Raw genomic sequence first — 21,063 nt, forward strand, 5'->3', positions numbered from 1 at the left:
TAGTTTTCTGCCCTAAATATAGACATTCTGTATTCAAAGATGAATTAGAAACTGAATTATTAAAGATATTTCAAACTACTTGTTACAACTATGGTTTTGAGTTAATAGAACAAGAAATAATGCCTGATTTTGGGGTAGTGGTCTATGGAGCAAAGGTTATTATGTCGGAACTGCTGGTGCAGTAAGTTCTGAAATAATTCAAAAATATATACAAAACCAAAAGAATTAAAGAGAGTGAGTATCGAACTCACTCTCTTTAAAATGCTTACATCCACAGGCACAAGGCACAGTGGTTTTACGCATTAATCTATAAAAAATACTATTATACTGAAAAAATTAGGTAATATAGCTATAGCATAGGCTGTAGCTATATTACTTAACACCTTAATTTTAGCAAGCAATAATTTCCTTAATAAAAAACTCTTTTCCACATAATATATCAAATTTTTCGCTTTCGCAATTTGGACATTTGCTTTTATTTTCAATAACATTAAAAACTTTATTGCACTTATAGCAGATAGCATTGCCCGGTAGTATCTCAATTTTTAATTTGGTATTTTCAAGTATTGTACCATCAACTGCAGCTGGATAACAAGCTTCAATATATCTTGGAATTATAGATGAAAGCTCCCCAATTTGGAGAACCAATGTATCGATTTTACTTAATGCATTTTTTTCTGCAATGTTTTCAACAGTTTTAACAACTTCAATCATAACTCCCAATTCATGCAAGTAACTCACCTCTCTTATAAATTTTACTTGCTTATTTTTTTCTGGCTAGATAAAACTAATTTTAAGGTCTTAAACGGTTTTTTTATAGCAATTCTCACTTTACGTTTTAGTGCATATTTTACAATACTCTTCTTCATATTTTTAAATTCCGGAGTCGGTTTATCATACTTTCTCACCAACTTAATTGCATCATATTTACATTTTGTAGCACAAACTCCACACCCTACACATAAAAATTCATCAACAACTGTAACACCACATCCAAGACATCGTTCCGTTTCCTTTCTTACTTGTTCTTCTGTAAATGTACCTCTTAAATCTCTAAAATCCTTTTTAGATTTATCTAAAACAATATGACTTGCTTTTTGTCTTGGAAGAGAATCATATCCCTCAAGAACTAGATTTTCTTTATCAAAGGCATAGTATTCTCTCTTAATACGACCAATAGTCAAGCTTTGTCCTGGATGAACATAACGATGTATTGAAATTGCAGCCTCTTTACCTAAGGCAATAGCATCAATGGCAAACTTAGGACCAGTTAGTACATCTCCACCTGCAAATATATCAGGTTGTTCTGTTTGTAAAGTGAATTTATCAGCTTTAATTGTCTTGTTCGAATTTAATTTAACGCTTGAATCCTGAAGTAATTCACCCCAATATATTTCCTGACCTACTGAAATCAAAACATTGTTTGCCTTAACAACTTTTGTAATATTTTCATCAAATCTAGGATTAAAGTTCTTATTTTCATCAAAGACAGAAACACATTTTTTAAATTCCACACCGGTAACATGTCCATTTTCCACAATAATTCTGCTTGGACCCCAAGAATTATTTATTTTAATGTTTTCTGATATTGCCTCCTCAATTTCCTCATCAAGAGCTGGCATTTGTTCCCTACTTTCCAAACAATACATATGAACCTGTGATGCAGAAACACGTACAGCTGTTCGTGCAACGTCTATAGCAACATTTCCTCCACCAATTACAATAACTTCCCCTTCCATTTTCAGTTCTTCACCTAAATTTACTTTACGCAAAAATTCTACACCAGTAATTACCCCTTTAGCATCCTCACCTTCAAGTCTTAGCTTTCTACCTTTTTGAGCACCAATTGCAATATAAAATGCCTCAAAATTCTGACGTCTTAAATCATCAATACTTATATCTTTACCAACCTCGACACCTGTTTTAAACTCAACACCTAACTCTCTTAAAATATCAATTTCCGCATTAACTACATCTTTTTCCAATCTAAAAGACGGAATTCCTAATACCAACATACCACCAAGTACATTTTGTTTTTCAAAAACCGTTACCTTATAACCATCAATTGCTAAATAAAAGGCACAAGAAAGTCCTGAAGGTCCTGCACCTATAACAGCAATTTTTTTCCCATATTGATGTCTTATTTTAGGTACATACCTAATATCTTTATTTAAATCTTGCTCAGCAATAAATTTTTTTATATCATCTATAGCAATAGGATCATCAATATCCCCTCTAGTACAAACCGATTCGCATTTTCTTGGACAAATACGTCCACACACTGCTGGAAATGGGTTTTCATGTTTAATCAATTCAAGTGCTTCAGTATACCTTCCTTGAGCAGCTAACTTAATATAACCTTGTATACTAATATGAGCAGGACATTCTGCTTTGCATGGACTTGAACCAGTATCTACAACAACTTTTCTATTAACACGATAATCAAAATTCCATTTATCTTGCCCCCATTCTGTATCATATGGAAGCTCTCTTTTTTCCTCAAAAATAGGTGTTTTTGAACAAATCTTTTGACCTAATTTCAATGCACCAGATGGACAATTTTCAACACATTCCCCACAAGCTACACATTTATCCTTATCTACTTGTGAAACATAATTTGAACGTACCATATCAGGATTCGTCCACATATTTGCAAGTCTCATAGAAAAACACCCACAACCACAACAATTACATATTGCATGAGTTTTTCCAGGTCCATCTGTATTTGGTATGCTGTGCATCAATCCATTTTCTTCGGCTTTTCTTATAATCTCGAAAGCCTCCTCACGCGTAATTTTCCTGCCTCTACCTGTTTTAATATAGTATTCTGCAGCATGTCCCATTTGAATACACATATCTTCTTTTAAATGTCCACACCCCTCTCCAGCAGCTTCTCTTGCTGTACGGCAGGCACAATCTGAAACTGAAAAAATAGTATTCTCATTAAGATATTTAGAAACTTCTTCATATGAAGCTACCCTAGTTTCACCTTCAATAGCTTTTTCAATAGGAATAACACGCATTGGTCCTGCTCCTATAGGAATATTTCCTGCTGCCAAAGAACCTTTTAATTTTCCATATTCGTCAAAAGCTATTCCTAACTGAGGATACTTTTTAACATTATCCTTGTTATTAACTATCATTTCCATATGCCCTGGAACCCAAAGTTCAATCCAGTATTTATTAACACCATCTATTTCATTAACAAAAGCACCACCCGCAACTGCCAATTGCCATAAAAGTTTTTCTGTTTCCTCTACAGATTTACCACATAAAGGAGCGACTTCTTCTGCACTCATCCTCTTACGTAATTCAAGGCACAACCCTACTTCAGCCATTTCTTCGGTAATAATCGGTTCTAAAATTTTATATTCTGGTCGATCAGGTGTTATTTCATTTTTAGAACCGCGTTTCGTCATGCTAATCTTATTTGCAAAATCCAATACCTTTTCTTTTACCATATATATATCCCCCAATTTAAAACTCTAATCCACTTCTATTCTTTGTTCCAATTTTTCACTTCTGTGCGTATCCAATCAACCCATTCTTCAATTCCTTCTCCTGTTTTAGCACAAATTGGTATAACCTTAATATTAGGATTTAGTTTTTTTACACGCTCTTTAACTGCCTTCAAATCAAACTCAAAAATGCCTATTGCATCCATCTTGTTAATCAATAAAACATCGACTATAGAAAACATCAATGGATATTTTAAAGGTTTATCATCTCCTTCAGGTACACTTAAAATCATAGCATTTTTTGATGCACCAGTATCAAACTCAGCTGGACATACTAAATTTCCTACATTTTCTAATATAGCAAAATCAATTTCCTCTGTTCCTAATCCTAATATACCTTGTCTTGTCATATCCGCATCAAGATGACACATACCACCTGTATGCAATTGTATTACTTTTACACCAGTCTGTGATACAGCATAAGCGTCTACATCTGAATCAATATCAGCTTCCATAACTCCAATATTCATTTCATCTTTCAAAGCTTCTATTGTTCTTATAACAGTTGTTGTCTTGCCTGAACCAGGCGATGACATCAAATTCAATAAAAAAGTCTTATTTTTTTTCAATTCTGATCTAAGCAATTCAGCTTGTTTATCATTATTTTCAAAAATGCTTTGTTTTATCTCCAGTACTTTATATGCATCCATATCATCAACCCCCCATAATTTAATCATTTTACCTTTTATTATGAATATAATATATATATTCATAATAAAATTATACCATCAATTCCAAATTAATAGTATATATTTTAAAATAAACATTAAAATGTCTTAACTTCCAACTTGCGTTTTAGACATCTTAATGTTTACGGATTTGTTCTTTTCAATTATATGTTTTCTTCAACAACTTGCTTATAATCTTTTGTTTCCTTATAAATTTCATCTTTTAATGGATTAAGTTTGTTCCTGAAAATCTTACCAAATTGATGAACTGCCAACATAACATTTACAATCAATGCCAACAAGCTTACAACAAAAAACGCTACTGGATTATGTGTGGTCGCTACAGGAGCTATTCTGTCTGCAAAACTAGGTACTGTCATAACAAACATAATCCACAAAGCAAGCGTATGAGCACGGTGCTGCAACCACGCTCCCTTTTTAATAAAGAAAGCAGGAATTGTACAAGATATTATCAATGCCAATCCACAGTAAAATGAATGATCAGCTATGCAATTATATGTATACGCAAAATTCCACAAATCATAAGCTATAATCCAACGCCAAGTCATATCTGGCCAAATCATATCCTTTGTTTTATCCTTTGAAACAAAAATGCCTACCCAACCACAAATGGTAACAATATTAAGTATACCTGCTATACCATTCATTATATTCCATGGACCAGACATTACCCAAAGATTGTTTATATATGCTCCATTCCATGCATTATATGTAAAACATTGAAAATCACGAATAACTGCTTCAAAAATATTGACTGCCAAAATAAGAGGAGGAAAGCATAACAACCACTTCTTTTTTGCAAGTGACGGAATATATCTAATAGCCATAAAACCTAAACAGCCTAAGAGAACAGAATATGTTTTTACCCAGTTAAACCAAGTGCCTGTACCATATTTATTTCCAGGAGCTGCAGTTGTTGGCCAAACAAAGATAGTTAATCCTATAGGAACAATTAGGAAAAGTACTATCCCTCCCCATTTTGTAGAACGAGCAAACTCATTAAAAGCCATTAAAGCAAAAAGAACAAAAAGCCAAATTGCCCAACCTGTAAAACCAGTTGTTTCATACAAAAAACCCATAACACTTTACCCCCATAATATAATATTTGATATAAATTTAACATTATTTTTTGCACCAAATTACTCAACATAACATATGTTTTCTTGTAAATTTGGTTACTTTTATTGTCCATTGTATTATATTATATACTGGTTTTAGTGTCAAATACTTATATAATATTTAACTTTAACCATGAATCAGTATCATAATTTCTTCTATAGAGTTATCATGTTTTTTCCTTGTATAAGTTATCCATATTTCATTCCTAATTTTACTCATGTCATCTTCAGATTTTATATTAAATAATTCTCTATTAAATAATTCATAAATTAAAAAGTCATTCGATTTAAATGTAATATGAAAAAAAGAGCTACGCACTAATTTATTTAGTGCGACAGCCCCGTTCTCAGCAATTTTATATTATCATTTTTTGTTTTAAATAATGGTTAAACTTTAATAAATATATAAAAATATTTTCTTATATCTTATTTAAATAAAACAACATTTTCAAACTAATAATAATTACTCCATTGAAAGAGCATCATATGCTATTATACCGATAAAATGTCAGAAAATGACATACTCACATACTAACAACCTATTTCATCATCTATCAATTTCTGTAATCTTCCAAAACTTAATTCTTCTTTACATCCATTTGCTTTTAAAAATCCTTTCGTTAAATCTTCAACTGTTGATTCAAGCAACAGAAAAAATTGATTCATTGCAAATTCTTTTTTAATATCATCATCGTCTTCTCCAAACACTCGAACTATTAATCCTTCGAGCATTTGATCCAATCCCCACAATTTCAAATGTAATAACTCATGAACAACTAGTTCTTCAAGATTTGTTGATTTTGGATTATTATTAATTAGCATTACTGCTTTTCTGTCATCCATATCAATTTTTATGTCTCCTGATTTTCTCCATTCTGTATCAACAATTTTTAGTTTTATATCCCAATCCCTTAATCTTAAAATATCCTGCCATTTACTAATTAATTTCTCTAATTTGTTAACATCTACTCCCATTGACTACTCCTCCTTAATCTGTAAAATATCGTTATGAGAATTGTTGTAATGATTTGAAAAATATTAAAGCATTAATATGATTAACCCACAATAAGCAACTTAAATTTCTCTAGAAAGAAACTTTAAATTCTTTGCAAGTAACAAATTCATAAAATTGTTTACATAATATGTTAATGATTGTTTGTATAAATGAAATTAGTGCAATATTATTAGTTAAAAATACTCAATTTAGCAACGTTTTGAAGTTATATGCTGCTACTTTGAATCCAAACCATAATTTTGAACACAGAAATCCCCTAACAGGCATACTATCCACTCTGTATTTTCTTCTAAATACAGCTGGTATCCCTTCGATACCAGCTCTTTTATTGGTTAATTCAATATATTCTGCACTATTCATTTTTTCTCGCTGAAGAGCCATCTTATAGCTTTTAGCACTAAATTTTATAGTGTTAAATTTCTTTTGAATTTATATCTTTCAATTGTTCTCCAATCATTCTTTCAAGAAGGAGAAATTCTTCACTCTCAACAACAGTGCTTCCAGATTCTAAAACAGTATCGTAAAGTAATTTAGATTGTTTCAATAAAAATTCAAGCTTACTTTCAGAATCTTCATCTCTTGTCTTATATATAGTTTCATTTTTATGGCCTTTTTCAAGATAAACTTTACATTCCTCTGGAATAGCCTATTTCTGAAATTATACAGAGTATTTATAGATACTGGTTGCTTTTTATAACTTGTAGTTTTTAAAGCATACTGATATCTTGTATCAAAGTAAAGTGACGCAACTAATTCTTCATCACTTTGACCAAAAAATTCCGCCTTCCATTATTAATTTCTTTTTTCTATCATAATTATTATATCAAAAAAAACTATTAAAGTAATTAATTTCATGCTTTTTGTGGGTTAATCATTAAATACAAAAATAACATCCCCATAGCATATATGTACAAACTTTATCAATTTTTTTATCTATAATTTGTTTAAACACAGCAAATATAAATAAACCTTGAAATAACATACCTACATGTAAAAAGTTAGACAATTTACAAACCTAGTAATATCAGAGGTTCACAGTACTTCCTTAAAATTCCTTGACATTACTGCTTGTAAAAAGGTTGTATTCATGGGGTATATACTGTAGAGAACTGGAAATAAGAACTGTTTAATCTAACTGTAATAAAAGTAATAAGTTAAAGAATTGTATTTCAAGATTTAAGGATACGTATATTCTAAATCTCATTTATTAAAACACCAAAAATGGTATGGTAAGTAATATAACAGTTATACAGTAATAACTCACCCTAAAGGGTTCGTATACTCATTTCATTCGTATTAAAATATAATAAAACAGTCGTTATTAGAAAATGTTAAAAATCCGTGTTAAGTTTTCCACTAGTAACGACTGTTTTATTACCCCTTTTATAAGTTTTTGTATCAGTTTGTACATTTTGCCGACAAATAACGAAATTAGTAACAAAAATTATAAATTGTATTCTAATATTACAAATAATAGTATATAATATATAAAAAGGACAATAAATATATATTACAAAAGGGGTGAAAATGAATAAATTGACAAGAAGTCGAATAATTTTAATTATATCTTTACTACTAGGGTTTGGTTTACATAGGATGTTAACAGCAGATTTAATAATGCGGTTTTTCCCTAGTCTATATATGCATATATGGGTTCATTTAGGAGGGACATTATGATTAATTTTAATGATTTAGACTTCACAAATAAAACAATTTTAGAAGTTGGTACAGGTAGAGGAGGAACTACTTTAAAATTAGCTAAAGTATTAAAAAATTTTAGAGGAGCAAAACTTATAACCACAGATGTATATGATGGAAATTTTGAGAAAGTAAAAAAAGATTTGGAAGAATATAATATAGATATTAGCTTTATTAAAACAGATGGCTGTGAATTGCAGGGGATAGACAAAAACTCAATAGATTTTATAGTTTGCAATTACACTCTATGTGCTATCAATTCCAAAAGTGGAAGTGAAACCTTAGCTTTAAATAAATTTAAGGAAGTTTTAAAGTTAGGTGGAATGTTATATATAGAGGAAGAGTATCCGTTAAATATAGTAGATAACCCTATGCAACAGGTATGGTCAAGAAAATGGCAATTACTAAGAGCAGCAAATATGCTTTTAGGAGAGTTATCGTTCAATGAAATTAAACCAGAAATTTTAGAAAAGCTTTTGTATGTTCTAGGTTTTAATAATATACAATGTGAAAATGAAACATATCAAATATTGGGTGAAGATTGTTTAGAGTTTTTTAATTATAGATTTAGCAAGGTATTAGATAGATTAAATAATTCCCAGCTTGTCCAAGGTCTAACGAAAGAGGTAAAAGTTCTTGAAAATGATGTAAAAGAAATAGGTGGAATGGAAATTCCTACTTATAAAATCATAGCAGTAAAAGGAAAATAAATAATTACTTTAGAATTACGTAATGTTCTTATATTGTTTATCAACAAGGGTAGAGATATTCTTGTTGTAATTTTTTATTAATGAAAGTCTGCTGTAAATTATAGTACTCCCCCTGTATCCCCATTCCCTAACTGCGTACCCCTAAAAGTTAAATTTATAGTGTGTATTTTCAATAGGTCGGATTGATGGTAATTGGTGGTAATTACCTCATTGGTAGGGTGTGTCAGTCCAGGAGTAAAACAGTAATAAAGAATTATTTACCAATAAAGTATAGATTACAAATAAAGAAAAATTTTAACAATAAAACAATATGGTAATGATGGCATGACGTACCAATACATATAATACTGCTTTAATACATTACATAAAGGTAATGGCTGGGTACTGTATGAGGCTTTTTATTTTTAGTGTGTCTGTAGTGAATAACTTGTCCTGCAAAATCAATGTCCTCTATTTTAATATTAACTAAAGTTCTAGCCCTACATCCTGTATATGCAAATATGTTTATAGCCGTCCAAGTCATTAGTGTAGAAAATTTACATTCTTTTAAGTTAGGTCTGACTAATAGCTTTTGTACCTCTTCTACAGTATACATATCTAGAGGCACTTTATCAGGACTTGGCACTTTAATTGAAAACCTTGATAAAAATCCTTGTTTCATAGCAAAATATAAGAACGTTCTAAGTCCTTTAATATTTGTGTGAATTGTGTGTGTGGCTAATCCTTTATCTATCTGATATTCAATATATTCCTGCACCGTATCAGCCGTTATATCAATAATTGAAGTTGTCTGAGGAATATACTTATAGAAACCTTCTAAAACAAAGTGATAGTATTTAATTGTTATTTCTCTAAGTCTGCGGTTCTCCATATCTTTAATGAATAATTCCTGTACCTCTGACAAAGTCAAACTTGTGGCAATAGTTTTCTCAATATCCTCACGTAAATTTACAGTTATTTTCTTCTTTCTTTGAGTTCTAAGTTTCCTTCCATCTACTTTATTGGTTATATATGTCATATTAATGCCTCCTTTTAGAATTAGGCGTAAGCAAAAAAGGCTACACACCTGTTATCATTTCTGATAAAAGACGTATAACCTTTATTGCAAGTACAAAGTAGATAAAGTCACACTTTATTCCACTTCACATCACTTATTAATCTCATTTAAAGCGAGCAAGTCTATAAGCCGAGTTCTGTCTTAGACAATCATCTATCTAGGCCTATTGTTGCCAATTAGGCTCAAGCGATCTTACCCGGAGACGGGACGGGCCACCCCATAAGTCTCCCTATTCGATCTTGCTCCAAGTGGGGTTTACATAGCCACATTGTCACCAATGTGCTGGTGAGCTCTTACCTCGCCTTTCCACCCTTACCATCAAAACTGATGGCGGTATATCTCTGTTGCACTTTCCTTAGAGTCGCCTCCACTGGGAGTTACCCAGCACCCTGCCCTATGGAGCTCGGACTTTCCTCTCCTGCACTTATGTGCAGCAGCGATTGTCTGGCTTACTCGCAAAATATATAATAACACAATATTAAACATTAATCAACACTAATAAAATTACATTAATGTTAGGTATTTGAAATAAAATAATAAGTCAAATAGATTAGTATACTAACTGATTATTTTTTGAACATGCCTTAATTTTACTTAAATAATTTATATGGATTTTTAGATTCACCCGAAATATAAACCTTTTTTTCATAACCAGCTTTATTTAAAATTTCCTCTATTTCCTTTGCAACAGCTTTTAGTGCAGGCCATTCTGTATCAAAATGTTCTGCATCAATTACTGCAATATTATCTTCAGTTATGTCGCTTACATAATGATACGTTGTATCACCAGTAATTATACAATCAACTCCAAGTTTACTGCACATATTAAAGTAATCTTCTCCACTTCCATTGATAATGGCAATTCTTTTTATTATTTTATTTTCATCACCAGAATATCTTATAATCTCATTTCCGAAAGCATTTTTAACTCTTAAGCAAATATCCTTTAAAGTTAATTCACTATCTAAGTTAATCAATCTTCCCACACCAGAATTGTTATCATACCCAGTAGTATTTGCAGGCTCAATAATTTCAAAGTTCTGAAATCCTAGTAGTTTGCATGCAAAATCATTAATTCCATTTTTTACAGAATCGAGATTCGTGTGTGCAGAGTAGAGCGAAATATCATTTTTAATAAGTTTAATTATCTTTCTTCCCTGTAGTGTTTCATTGGTTATATTTTTAGGTTTAATAAATAATAATGGATGATGTGTTAATATAAGATTGCATCCAAGTGATATTGCCTCATATATCACTTTCTCTGTGCAATCCAATGCAACTAATATTGACGTAATTGTGTTTTCAGTATTTCCTACCATTAATCCTACATTATCGTAATTCTCTTTCAATTTTACAGGAGCATAATTTTCCATAATATTCACAAAATCTCTTACCTTAAATTCCATTAAATCAACTCCTTTAATGCACATATTTTATACTTAAGCTCTTTTTTCCTTTTTCTACTATTTTCAGTATCCTCACTAAGAGTATTGTAAATTTTTTCATATTTATCTAATTTGAATTTCATATATTCATATATTAATGGATTTTTCTTATTAATTAAGATTTCACTGATTTCATAATATATACTTTCCATATGCCTATATTTTTCATCATATTTTACTTTTATTATTTCATAGTATTTGCCTTCTTCTTTACAAATTTCTTCATCTAAAATATCGAATCCACTATCATATAAATATTTTCTCAATATATCTACATTTTGAACTGGTTGAAGTATTGCATAATCTAGTTCTTTAAATACATCAATATCATTTTCAATAATATCTCTTATTAAATTTCCACCCATTCCAGCAATAACTGCAACATCTACTTCACCTGGTTTTACAACTGATAATCCTCCCCCTAATCTGCACTCTATATAATCATTTAGATTTTCAATATCAATATTTCTTTTTGCCTTTTTAAGAGGGCCTTTGTTTATATCTGAAGCTAAGGCTTCTTTACATATTTTATTTTTAACTAAAAATATTGGAACATATGCGTGATCTGTACCAACATCAATTATTTTATAACATTTATCCACCATTTTTACAATGCTTTTTAATCTTTCACTTAACATCAACTAATCATCCTTTTCATTCTACTTTACAATATCAAATACAAATAATTCAAAACCAAAGCGATAAGAAAAACAAGCACCCTCTAGGTGCTTACTCTAAATAATCCTTTAATTTTTTGCTTCTGCTAGGATGTCTTAACTTTCTTAATGCCTTTGCCTCAATCTGTCTTATTCTTTCTCTTGTTACATTAAACTCTTTCCCTACTTCTTCTAGTGTTCTAGCTCTACCATCATCCAATCCAAATCTAAGCCTTAATACTTTCTCCTCTCTAGGAGTTAATGTATCTAAAACATTGATAAGTTGTTCTTTTAAAAGAGTAAACGCCGCTGCTTCTGCAGGTGCAGGAGCTTCATCATCAGGAATAAAATCTCCTAAATGGCTATCTTCTTCCTCTCCGATTGGTGTTTCAAGTGATACTGGTTCTTGTGCTATTTTCATTATTTCTCTAACCTTTTCAACTGGTAATTCCATAACTTTTGCTATTTCTTCAGGTTGAGGTTCTCTTCCCAACTCTTGAAGCAACTGTCTAGAAACTCTTATCAATTTATTAATAGTTTCAACCATATGTACTGGAATTCTAATTGTTCTAGCCTGGTCAGCTATAGCACGAGTTATTGCCTGCCTTATCCACCATGTAGCATAAGTACTAAATTTATATCCTTTTCTATAATCAAATTTTTCTACTGCTTTTATTAATCCTAAATTTCCTTCTTGAATCAAATCAAGAAATAACATACCTCTACCTACATATCTTTTGGCAATACTTACAACTAATCTCAAATTAGCTTCTGCTAATTTTTTCTTAGCCTGATTATCACCCTCTTCAATTAGTTTAGCAAGTCTAATTTCGTCTTCTGAAGATAATAGAGGCACTTTGCCTATTTCCTTTAAATACATTCTTACGGGGTCGTCTATTGCAATACCTTCTGGAATAGTTATATCATCACCTTCATCAATCTCTTCAATATCCTCATCAGCTCCAATTACATCTATATTCATTGTTTCTAAAACTTCATAAACCTTCTCAATCTGCTCTGGTGTTAAATCTACAATCTGCAATTCATCCATTATCTCTTTATAAGTAAGATTTCCTTTTTTCTTACCCTTATCAATCAGTCTTTTAACAATTTTCATCTTTTCTGACTTATCAACCATTTTATTCCCTCCTTTCTCCTGATTTTATTTCAAGCAATTTTTTTTCTATTTCCATAAGTCTTTGTGCTTGCTCAATTGATTCCTTAAACATTCCTTTTGATTCAAGATCTTTGATATTCGCCATAACTTTCTTTCTCGACTCCTCTAGTTTAAATTTTGTTATCTCATTTATACAATCATCAATATATGCAGTCAAATCATCATCTTCTGCTATAATGTTTATTTCTGATATATATATCCATTCTTTAACCATTTCAGTATCATAACATTTTGATTCAATCTTTTTGGGATTTATATCATTACATTCTGAGGCACATTCAACTATAAGCTCAAAAATCCTTCTATGTGCATCACTAATAAACTCTTCAGAGCTCATTTTGCTTTTAATATATTCATTTGCTTCTTTGTTTAACATCAACTTTAATAAACTTCTCTCAGCCTTAATATATAAAGGCTCTAAATATAATTTTTGTCTAAAATCAATATTACTATTCATTTTTTGCGGATTTTTTACATTTTTTTGAATTTGAGTATTTATAATATCATATATTGCCTGTTGACTTACTCCTGTGTTCTCAGATATCTTTTTTATATAAACGTCTTTTTCTATCGGATCTAGACCAACAATAATTTTAGAAACCCTTTCAATGTACTTTATTAAATGCTCCCTATTTTTTAAATCTATACCTTGACTTGCTCTTTCAATTCTATATTCAATAAGAGGAAGAGCTCCTTCAACCAACTTTAAAAATGCATCTGCACCATTGCTTTTAATAAATTCATCAGGATCTTTTCCCATCGGAACCGTTAATACCTTAATGTTAAATCCTTCTTCTTTAAGTATTTCTAATCCTCTTAAAGTAGCGGCTTGACCTGCAGCATCAGCATCATAGGAAATTATTATATCATCAGTATACCTTTTAAGCAATTTAGCATGCTTACTCGTTAGTGCTGTTCCTAAAGATGCAACCGCATTAGTTATTCCATATTGATGCAATGATATACAATCCATATATCCTTCAACAATTATTATCTGCTTAGTATTATTGCTTTTAATTGCAAAGTTTAAGCCATACAGATTGGTTCCCTTCTTGAACAACAACGTTTCTGGCGAATTTAGATATTTAGGTTTAGCATCATTAAGTACTCTTCCACCAAATCCGATAACTTTTCCTCTTGTATTGAATACAGGAAACATTACCCTATTTTTGAACAAGTCATAAAAATTACCCCTAGAATTTTTTGATATTAGGCCTGCAGATACCATATCTAATTCAGAATATCCCTTGCTCTTTAAATAATTAAAAAGAGAATTCCAATCATCTAATGCATAACCCAATCCAAATTTATTTATAGTCTTTTCAGTAATCCCTCTATTCAACAAATAGTTCTTTGCTGCTATATTTTTCTTAAGATTTCTGAAAAAAAACCTCGCTGCCTCTACATTCAATGAATACATCTTATCATATCTAGATTTTTGGAGGCTCAATACTTTATTATTATCAGCAGGAATATCGATATTTGCCCTCTTAGCTAAATATTCACATGCTTCAGGGAAACTCTTATTCTGTAGCTTCATTATAAACGTTATAACATTACCCGCTTCTCCACATCCAAAACACTTAAATATCTGTTTTTGTGGAGACACATAAAAAGAAGGTGTCTTTTCGTGATGAAAAGGACAAAGCCCTACATAGTTCCTTCCTATTCTTTTTAGTCTAACATTCTCAGATATTACATCAACAATATCATTTTCATATTTAATCTTATCGATTATTTCTTCAGAAATCATAAAATATAACTACCACCTAACTTATATCATATAATAAGTTAATAAACACGCCTATTCAAGATTCGACAATAATTTATATTTTCCTTCTTTTTATTATATAATTTTTAATAATTTGTTCTCTTTAAATTATATATTCTTTACGTTTTAATAATTTCCTTCATAAAATTTGATTTTGGAATAATTTCATTATTAGAACTATTCACACTTATTTTTAGTAGAAAACAAACTTTGGCACATAAATTTTATTAAATAAAAACAAACAATAATCATCACTCATACCAGAAATATAATCTGCAACTCCTTGATGAAGTCCTTCATCATTGACAATATTCAAATAAAACGAAGGCATCTCCTTTGGATTTTTTAAGAAATAATTAAACACTTGCCTCAACACAAATTTTGCCTTATCTCTCTCAACTTTTAAAATATCACCTTGATAAATATTCTCAAACATAAAATTTCTCAATTTTTGCAATGCCACTTCTATTCTTTCACTCAATATCACTCTTTTATTACCATTTTTAATATTATCGATAGTTGAATAAATGCAATCCTTAACTAGTGTATCAATTCTTTCGCTATGACTATAACCTAATACATCAAGTATGTATTTAGGAATATCTTTTTCATTAAGCAAACCCGCTCGTATAGAATCATCAATATCATGATTAACATATGCAATTTTGTCACTATATTTAACTACTTGACCTTCTAATGTTGAGGCTATATCATCCTTTGATGAAAAACCACTATGATATAGTATTCCATCAAGAACTTCTTCAGTTAAATTTAGCCCTTTGCCCTGCCTTTCTATTTTAGTTAATACCCTTATACTGTTGATATTATGCTTAAAACCATTAGGCAAAAGTTCATTTAATACTTCCTCACCATTATGTGCAAATGCTACATGACCTATGTCATGCCCTAGTGCAATAGCCTCAATTAGATCCTCGTTCAATCCTATACCTTTACCTATCGTTCTAGCAATCTGAGCTACCTCTAATGTATGTGTCAATCTTGTTCTATAATGATCACTACTCGTTTTAATATATACTTGAGTTTTATGCTTTAACCTTCTAAATGATTTACTATGAATAATCCTATCTCTATCAACCATATATACTGTTCTTACACTACATTGTTCTTCTTCTTTTTTTCTACCCTTACTATTGATAGATAACGCCGCACCATCTATTAATGTCATTTTTTCATTATTTTCTATTCTTTCTCTAATAAGCATAAGCTTCACCTCAGCATTATAAATAATAATGTATTAATATACACATATGATAATTCTATAAATATATCTAATTCCCTTTTTAGTTCCACTAAAATAAGTAGTTAATCATTCACATTAATTTTATCTTAATATTGTCACGGCAAGTTCAAACATTCGATACATTGAGGTTAATCATTAACATTAATTTTGTCTTAATTCTCCTAAATAAAATGTATAATATTTTAAAAATTATAATAAGTTTATAACAAGATTATATTAAAGGAGTGTTAGTATGCCAGATACAGCTGTATCAAATAATTCCATAAAATTATTATCTGAAAAAAATGTTAAAAAATACGTACTGCCAAGCTATAATTTAGAAAATTCTTTTATTAAACAAATAAAATTAAAAAATACAGACAAACAAAGGGCAGTTTATAAAATTGAGCATGGTAAAAATTCCTACTGTCTAAAGAAAATCTTTTACACAGTACATGATTTGTTGTTCATATATTCAGCTGTAGAATGGTGGTACAGAAATGAAATAAATGTTCCTAGAATTCTCCCGACTAATAATGGAGGTAGATTTGTGAATTATAGAAATATGCTTTTTATTTTAACTCCATGGATAGATGGTAGAAAATGTGATTATGATAATGAATCGGATTTCATTAAAATGGGAATAAATATGGCCAATATGCATATTGTGAGCAAAAATTTCCATCCAATACCTGGTAGTGCAATAAGATACAATAATAAAATACTTTATAATTCTGTTAACTTGCACTTAAACAACTTACTTAACTTCTCAAATTTAGCTTTCAATTATAAAACCAGTTTTTCTAAAATATATCTTCAACATTTTAATACAGCACTCGAATTAGCTAAAATGGCATGTAATGCCGCACTAACAATAGATAATAATAACCTTTCAAGATCATTGTGCCATCTGGATTATGTTAACAAAAACATAATATTTGATGAAAATGAAGATATTTGGGTAATTGATTTTGATAATTGTAAAACTGATTATTGTGCCCACGATATAGGTTATTCATTAAGAAGATTTCTTAAAAGAACTTCTACTAACTGGAACATAAAATTAACTATACAATGGCTGAACAGTTATAATATTATTAATAGTTTAAATATAGATGATTTAAAATATGTTTTTGTTTATTTGGTTTTTCCTCAAAGTTATTGGAAAGTATCAAAGAATTATTTTAATAATATACATCAAAATAGCAAATATTCAATAAAATCGTTGAATAAATCTGTTAACAGTTTATATGCTCAATTAAATTTCGCATATGAATTTAAGAATTTTATAGAAAGCAAATTTAAAACATCATTGTATTAAAAAAGGACCGCTACTCGCAGTCCTTTTTTAAAGTTATTATTTTCTAGGATTTTTAACCTGTGCTTGAGCAGCAGCAAGTCTAGCTATTGGCACTCTAAATGGTGAACATGAAACATAATTTAACCCTGTATTATGGCAGAATTCAATTGAAGCAGGATCTCCACCATGCTCTCCACATATACCAAGTTTGATGTTTGGTCTAGTAGATTTACCTAATTCAGCAGCCATTTTAACAAGTTTTCCAACTCCTGTTTGATCTAGTCTTTGGAATGGATCACTTTCATAAATTCCATTATCGTAGTAGTATTTTAAGAATTTAGCTGCATCATCTCTAGAGAAACCAAATGTCATCTGAGTTAAATCATTTGTACCGAATGAGAAGAATTCAGCTTCCTGTGCTACTTGATCTGCAGTTAAAGCAGCTCTTGGTATTTCAATCATAGTACCAACCATGTACTTAAGCTCTACTCCTTCTCTTTCAATAATTGCATCAGCAGTCTTAGTTATGATATCTTTTACGTATTTTAATTCTTTTACTTCTCCAACAAGTGGTACCATTATTTCAGGTACAATATTGTATCCTTTTCTTCTGTTAACATCTATAGCAGCTTCTATGATTGCAGTAGTCTGCATTTCAGCTATTTCTGGGTAAGAAACTGCAAGTCTACATCCTCTGTGTCCCATCATTGGGTTGAATTCTTGAAGTGATTCAACTGTTTCTTTAAGCTCTTCAAAACTTAATCCCATATCACTAGCTAATGTCTTTATATCCTCATCGTCATGAGGTAAGAATTCATGTAGTGGTGGATCAAGAAGTCTTATAGTTGCTGGTCTTCCTTCTAATGCTTCGTATATGCCTATAAAGTCTTCTCTTTGCATTGGAAGTAATTTATCTAATGCTTTTCTTCTTTGTTCTTCATTCTTAGCAACAATCATTTCTCTAACTGCTGGTATTCTGTTTTCATCAAAGAACATATGCTCTGTTCTACATAATCCTATTCCTTCAGCTCCAAATTTAACAGCTTGAGCTGTATCTCTTGGAGTATCAGCATTAGTTCTAACCTTTAATGCTCTTATTTCATCAGCCCATGCCATGAATGTTCCAAAATCACCTGAAATTTCTGGCTCAACTGTCTTAATAGCTTCACCATATATATTACCTGTAGAACCATCAAGTGAAATGAAATCTCCTTCTTTATAAGTTTTTCCACCTAATTCGAATACTTTTGCTTCTTCATCTATTTTTATGTCTCCGCATCCACTTACACAGCAAGTACCCATTCCTCTAGCGACAACAGCAGCGTGTGAAGTCATACCACCTCTTACAGTTAAGATACCTTCAGCAGCTACCATTCCTTCTATATCTTCAGGAGTAGTTTCTAATCTAACTAAAACAACTTTTTCTCCTCTTTCTTTCCATTCTTTAGCTTCTTCAGCTGAAAATACTACTTTACCACAAGCAGCACCTGGAGAAGCTGGCAATCCTTTTCCTATTGGAGTTGCTTTTTTAAGCTCTGCTACATCAAACATAGGATGTAATAAAGTATCTAACTGTTTTGGTTCAACTTTTAATAAAGCTTCCTCTTTAGTCAATAATCCTTCTTCAACTAGATCAACTGCTATTCTTAATGCTGCTTGAGCAGTTCTCTTACCATTTCTTGTCTGTAAGAAGTATAATTTTCCTTGCTCAATAGTGAACTCCATATCTTGCATATCTCTATAGTGATTTTCAAGATTTGAAGCAATTTCCATAAACTGTTTGTAGATTTCTGGCATATCATTTTCTAACTGAGTTATTGGTTGAGGTGTTCTAATACCTGCAACAACGTCTTCACCTTGTGCATTTATTAAGTATTCACCATAAATACCCTTCTCACCTGTAGATGGGTTTCTAGTAAATGCAACACCAGTACCACAATTTTCGCCCATATTACCAAATGCCATTCTTTGAACGTTTACAGCAGTTCCCCATTCTGCTGGGATATCATTTAATCTTCTGTAAACTATAGCTCTTGGATTATTCCATGATCTAAATACAGCACTAACAGCTTCTATCAATTGGTCAGTTGGATTTTGTGGAAAATCCTTTCCTAATTGCTCTTTATAGAAATCCTTGAACATTTTTGTTATTTCTTTTAAATCGTTTGCATCTAGCTCTGTGTCATATTTGACACCTTTTTTATCTTTAACTTCATCTAAAATTCTTTCGAATTTACTTTTTTCAAGTCCCATAACAACATCAGAGAACATTTGAATGAATCTTCTATATGAATCATAAGCAAATCTTGCATTATTAGTCAAAGTAGCTAATCCTTCTACAGTTTCATCATTTAAACCAAGGTTTAAAACTGTATCCATCATACCTGGCATTGATGCCCTAGCTCCTGATCTAACAGAAACAAGTAATGGATTTTCTTTGTTACCAAACTGTTTTCCTGTTTCTTCTTCCATTTTAGCTAAAGCAACTTTAATTTCTTCAATTATACCTTCAGATAATTTTTCTCCATCTTCATAGTACTTTGTACAAGCTTCTGTTGAAATAGTAAAACCTTCTGGTACAGGAATACCTAATTTAGTCATTTCAGCAAGGTTAGCACCTTTACCACCTAGAAGGTTTCTCATACTTGCGTCACCTTCGCTAAAAAGATAAACATACTTTTTATTTTCCATTTTCCCAACTCCTTTATGTATTTATATAGTTTTATCTAAAAATTAAATAATTAGCATAAATTTAAATATCAATTATTTTCACTAATATCTAATAGTAATTTAGTAATATTCGTTTTAGAAACTTTTCCAATAACCTTGTAGATTTCATTATTATTTTCATCAGTAGCAATATCAACAACAGGAAGGCTATCTACTTCATGCTCAATAATCTTTTTAGCAGCACTATAGACTGAATCATTTTTATCCAAATAAATTATATTTGGCATCCTAGTCATTATTATACCTATGGGAACCTTGTGTATATCAGTACCCCCTATTGCAATCTTTAAGAAATCTTTTCTAGAAACCGCTCCAACTAAATTATCGTCATTAACAACAAACAATGTACCCACATCATTCAGAAAAAGCTGAACTATTCCATTGTAAATAGTACTCTCTTCATTTACTAATACAGGTTTTGACATAATATCTTTTATCTTAATGTCCTTAATATAATCATAAATCATGCTGTATGACGTCTTATTTGAACAAATATATCCTACCTTAGGTCTAGCTTCCAACACACCTGTCATAGTAAGAATAGCCAAATCTGGCCTAAGAGCAGCCCTCGTTACATTCAATTTATTTGCTATTTTTTCGCTAGTTATTGGTCCAAACTCTTCAACTAAACTAATAATTTTTTCTTGTCTAGGTGTAAATTTAATTATATTCACCCTCTTTCTATGTTAACAAATAGTATCTATTACTAGCAATTCCTTCTTAAAAAGTAATCTAAATCATATTATATCATGATATCAGTATTTATCATAGACCATAATAATATTTTTTGTCAACATATTATTAAATAAATTCAGCTCTAAAGATTAAAAATTCTTCGCATTAAAATGTTATAAATATGTATATGTACTCAACGAATATTATTAGTGGAATACTAATTTATATTGTTTGAGGAGGTTTAAATAATTGAGGAAGACTAGA

General features: G+C 30.6%; 17 protein-coding genes, 1 other RNA gene and 1 pseudogene. 3 read left to right on the top strand and 16 right to left on the bottom strand.

What is annotated here, in order from left to right:
* A pseudogene (locus tag CLTEP_RS10710) lies at positions 1-229 on the top strand (transposase); the annotation flags it as partial.
* Positions 230-390: 161 nt separating this feature from the next.
* Here CLTEP_RS10710 and CLTEP_RS10715 read toward each other — a convergent pair.
* The 7 genes from CLTEP_RS10715 to CLTEP_RS15470 form a co-directional block, all read right to left on the bottom strand.
* A complete protein-coding gene (locus CLTEP_RS10715) occupies positions 391-732 on the bottom strand; it encodes a hydrogenase maturation nickel metallochaperone HypA/HybF (RefSeq protein WP_066826619.1) in 342 nt (113 codons plus the stop codon).
* Positions 733-755: 23 nt separating this feature from the next.
* Positions 756-3,461 (bottom strand): FAD-dependent oxidoreductase, encoded by a 2,706-nt coding sequence (locus CLTEP_RS10720; protein ID WP_066826621.1) that lies wholly within the window; start codon positions 3,459-3,461, stop codon positions 756-758.
* 35 nt (positions 3,462-3,496) lie between these two features.
* Entirely contained in the window at positions 3,497-4,168 is a 672-nt protein-coding gene (hypB, locus tag CLTEP_RS10725; RefSeq protein ID WP_066826623.1) for a hydrogenase nickel incorporation protein HypB, read from the bottom strand.
* Between the two features lie 182 nt (positions 4,169-4,350).
* Complete coding sequence (locus CLTEP_RS10730; RefSeq protein ID WP_066826625.1) at positions 4,351-5,286, bottom strand: DUF5692 family protein; 936 nt, start codon at positions 5,284-5,286, stop codon at positions 4,351-4,353.
* A 570-nt stretch (positions 5,287-5,856) separates the two neighbouring features.
* On the bottom strand, positions 5,857-6,300 hold the full coding sequence (locus CLTEP_RS10735; RefSeq protein ID WP_066826628.1) for a hypothetical protein: 444 nt from the start codon (positions 6,298-6,300) through the stop codon (positions 5,857-5,859).
* 223 nt (positions 6,301-6,523) lie between these two features.
* Positions 6,524-6,769 (bottom strand): transposase, encoded by a 246-nt coding sequence (locus tag CLTEP_RS14440; RefSeq protein WP_341372122.1) that lies wholly within the window; start codon positions 6,767-6,769, stop codon positions 6,524-6,526.
* On the bottom strand, positions 6,753-6,884 hold the full coding sequence (locus CLTEP_RS15470; RefSeq protein WP_278319547.1) for a hypothetical protein: 132 nt from the start codon (positions 6,882-6,884) through the stop codon (positions 6,753-6,755). The genes CLTEP_RS14440 and CLTEP_RS15470 overlap by 17 nt, the downstream gene beginning before the upstream one ends.
* A gap of 1,129 nt (positions 6,885-8,013) precedes the next feature.
* Between CLTEP_RS15470 and CLTEP_RS10740 the strand changes: the two genes are divergently transcribed.
* The gene (locus CLTEP_RS10740) at positions 8,014-8,748 is read left to right on the top strand and encodes a class I SAM-dependent methyltransferase (RefSeq protein ID WP_066826630.1); all 735 of its coding nucleotides are present in this window, start codon (positions 8,014-8,016) and stop codon (positions 8,746-8,748) included.
* Between the two features lie 352 nt (positions 8,749-9,100).
* Here CLTEP_RS10740 and CLTEP_RS10745 read toward each other — a convergent pair whose 3' ends face one another.
* From CLTEP_RS10745 to CLTEP_RS10775, 7 genes are all read right to left on the bottom strand, one after another.
* Positions 9,101-9,766, bottom strand: a complete 666-nt coding sequence (locus tag CLTEP_RS10745; RefSeq protein ID WP_066826633.1) for a tyrosine-type recombinase/integrase — start codon at positions 9,764-9,766, stop codon at positions 9,101-9,103.
* Positions 9,767-9,914: 148 nt separating this feature from the next.
* Positions 9,915-10,261: RNase P RNA component class A (rnpB, locus tag CLTEP_RS10750), an RNA gene on the bottom strand.
* A gap of 134 nt (positions 10,262-10,395) precedes the next feature.
* Positions 10,396-11,211, bottom strand: coding sequence for a Nif3-like dinuclear metal center hexameric protein (locus tag CLTEP_RS10755; protein ID WP_066826635.1), 816 nt, complete (start codon positions 11,209-11,211; stop codon positions 10,396-10,398).
* Positions 11,211-11,891 carry a tRNA (adenine(22)-N(1))-methyltransferase gene (locus CLTEP_RS10760; protein WP_066826636.1) on the bottom strand — a complete coding sequence of 227 codons (681 nt, stop codon included), beginning with the start codon at positions 11,889-11,891 and terminating at the stop codon, positions 11,211-11,213. Before CLTEP_RS10760 ends, CLTEP_RS10755 begins: the two co-directional genes overlap by 1 nt.
* 88 nt (positions 11,892-11,979) lie before the next feature.
* A complete protein-coding gene (gene rpoD / locus CLTEP_RS10765; protein WP_066826637.1) occupies positions 11,980-13,044 on the bottom strand; it encodes an RNA polymerase sigma factor RpoD in 1,065 nt (354 codons plus the stop codon).
* A gap of 1 nt (position 13,045) precedes the next feature.
* Complete coding sequence (gene dnaG, locus CLTEP_RS10770) at positions 13,046-14,836, bottom strand: DNA primase (protein WP_066826639.1); 1,791 nt, start codon at positions 14,834-14,836, stop codon at positions 13,046-13,048.
* A gap of 211 nt (positions 14,837-15,047) precedes the next feature.
* Positions 15,048-16,076: a deoxyguanosinetriphosphate triphosphohydrolase gene (locus tag CLTEP_RS10775; protein ID WP_066826641.1), complete on the bottom strand. Its 1,029-nt coding sequence runs from the start codon at positions 16,074-16,076 to the stop codon at positions 15,048-15,050.
* A 271-nt stretch (positions 16,077-16,347) separates the two neighbouring features.
* Between CLTEP_RS10775 and CLTEP_RS10780 the strand changes: the two genes are divergently transcribed.
* Entirely contained in the window at positions 16,348-17,415 is a 1,068-nt protein-coding gene (locus CLTEP_RS10780) for a CotS family spore coat protein (RefSeq protein WP_066826643.1), read from the top strand.
* Between the two features lie 36 nt (positions 17,416-17,451).
* On the opposite strand, the gene ppdK is transcribed toward CLTEP_RS10780, so the two are convergent.
* Positions 17,452-20,085 (bottom strand): pyruvate, phosphate dikinase, encoded by a 2,634-nt coding sequence (gene ppdK / locus CLTEP_RS10785; RefSeq protein ID WP_066826645.1) that lies wholly within the window; start codon positions 20,083-20,085, stop codon positions 17,452-17,454.
* Positions 20,086-20,153: 68 nt separating this feature from the next.
* Entirely contained in the window at positions 20,154-20,798 is a 645-nt protein-coding gene (gene ccpN / locus CLTEP_RS10790; RefSeq protein WP_066826650.1) for a transcriptional regulator CcpN, read from the bottom strand.
* Positions 20,799-21,063: the final 265 nt, after the last annotated feature.

It is taken from the genome of Clostridium tepidiprofundi DSM 19306, assembly GCF_001594005.1.
Lineage (GTDB): Bacteria > Bacillota > Clostridia > Clostridiales > Clostridiaceae > Clostridium_AC > Clostridium_AC tepidiprofundi.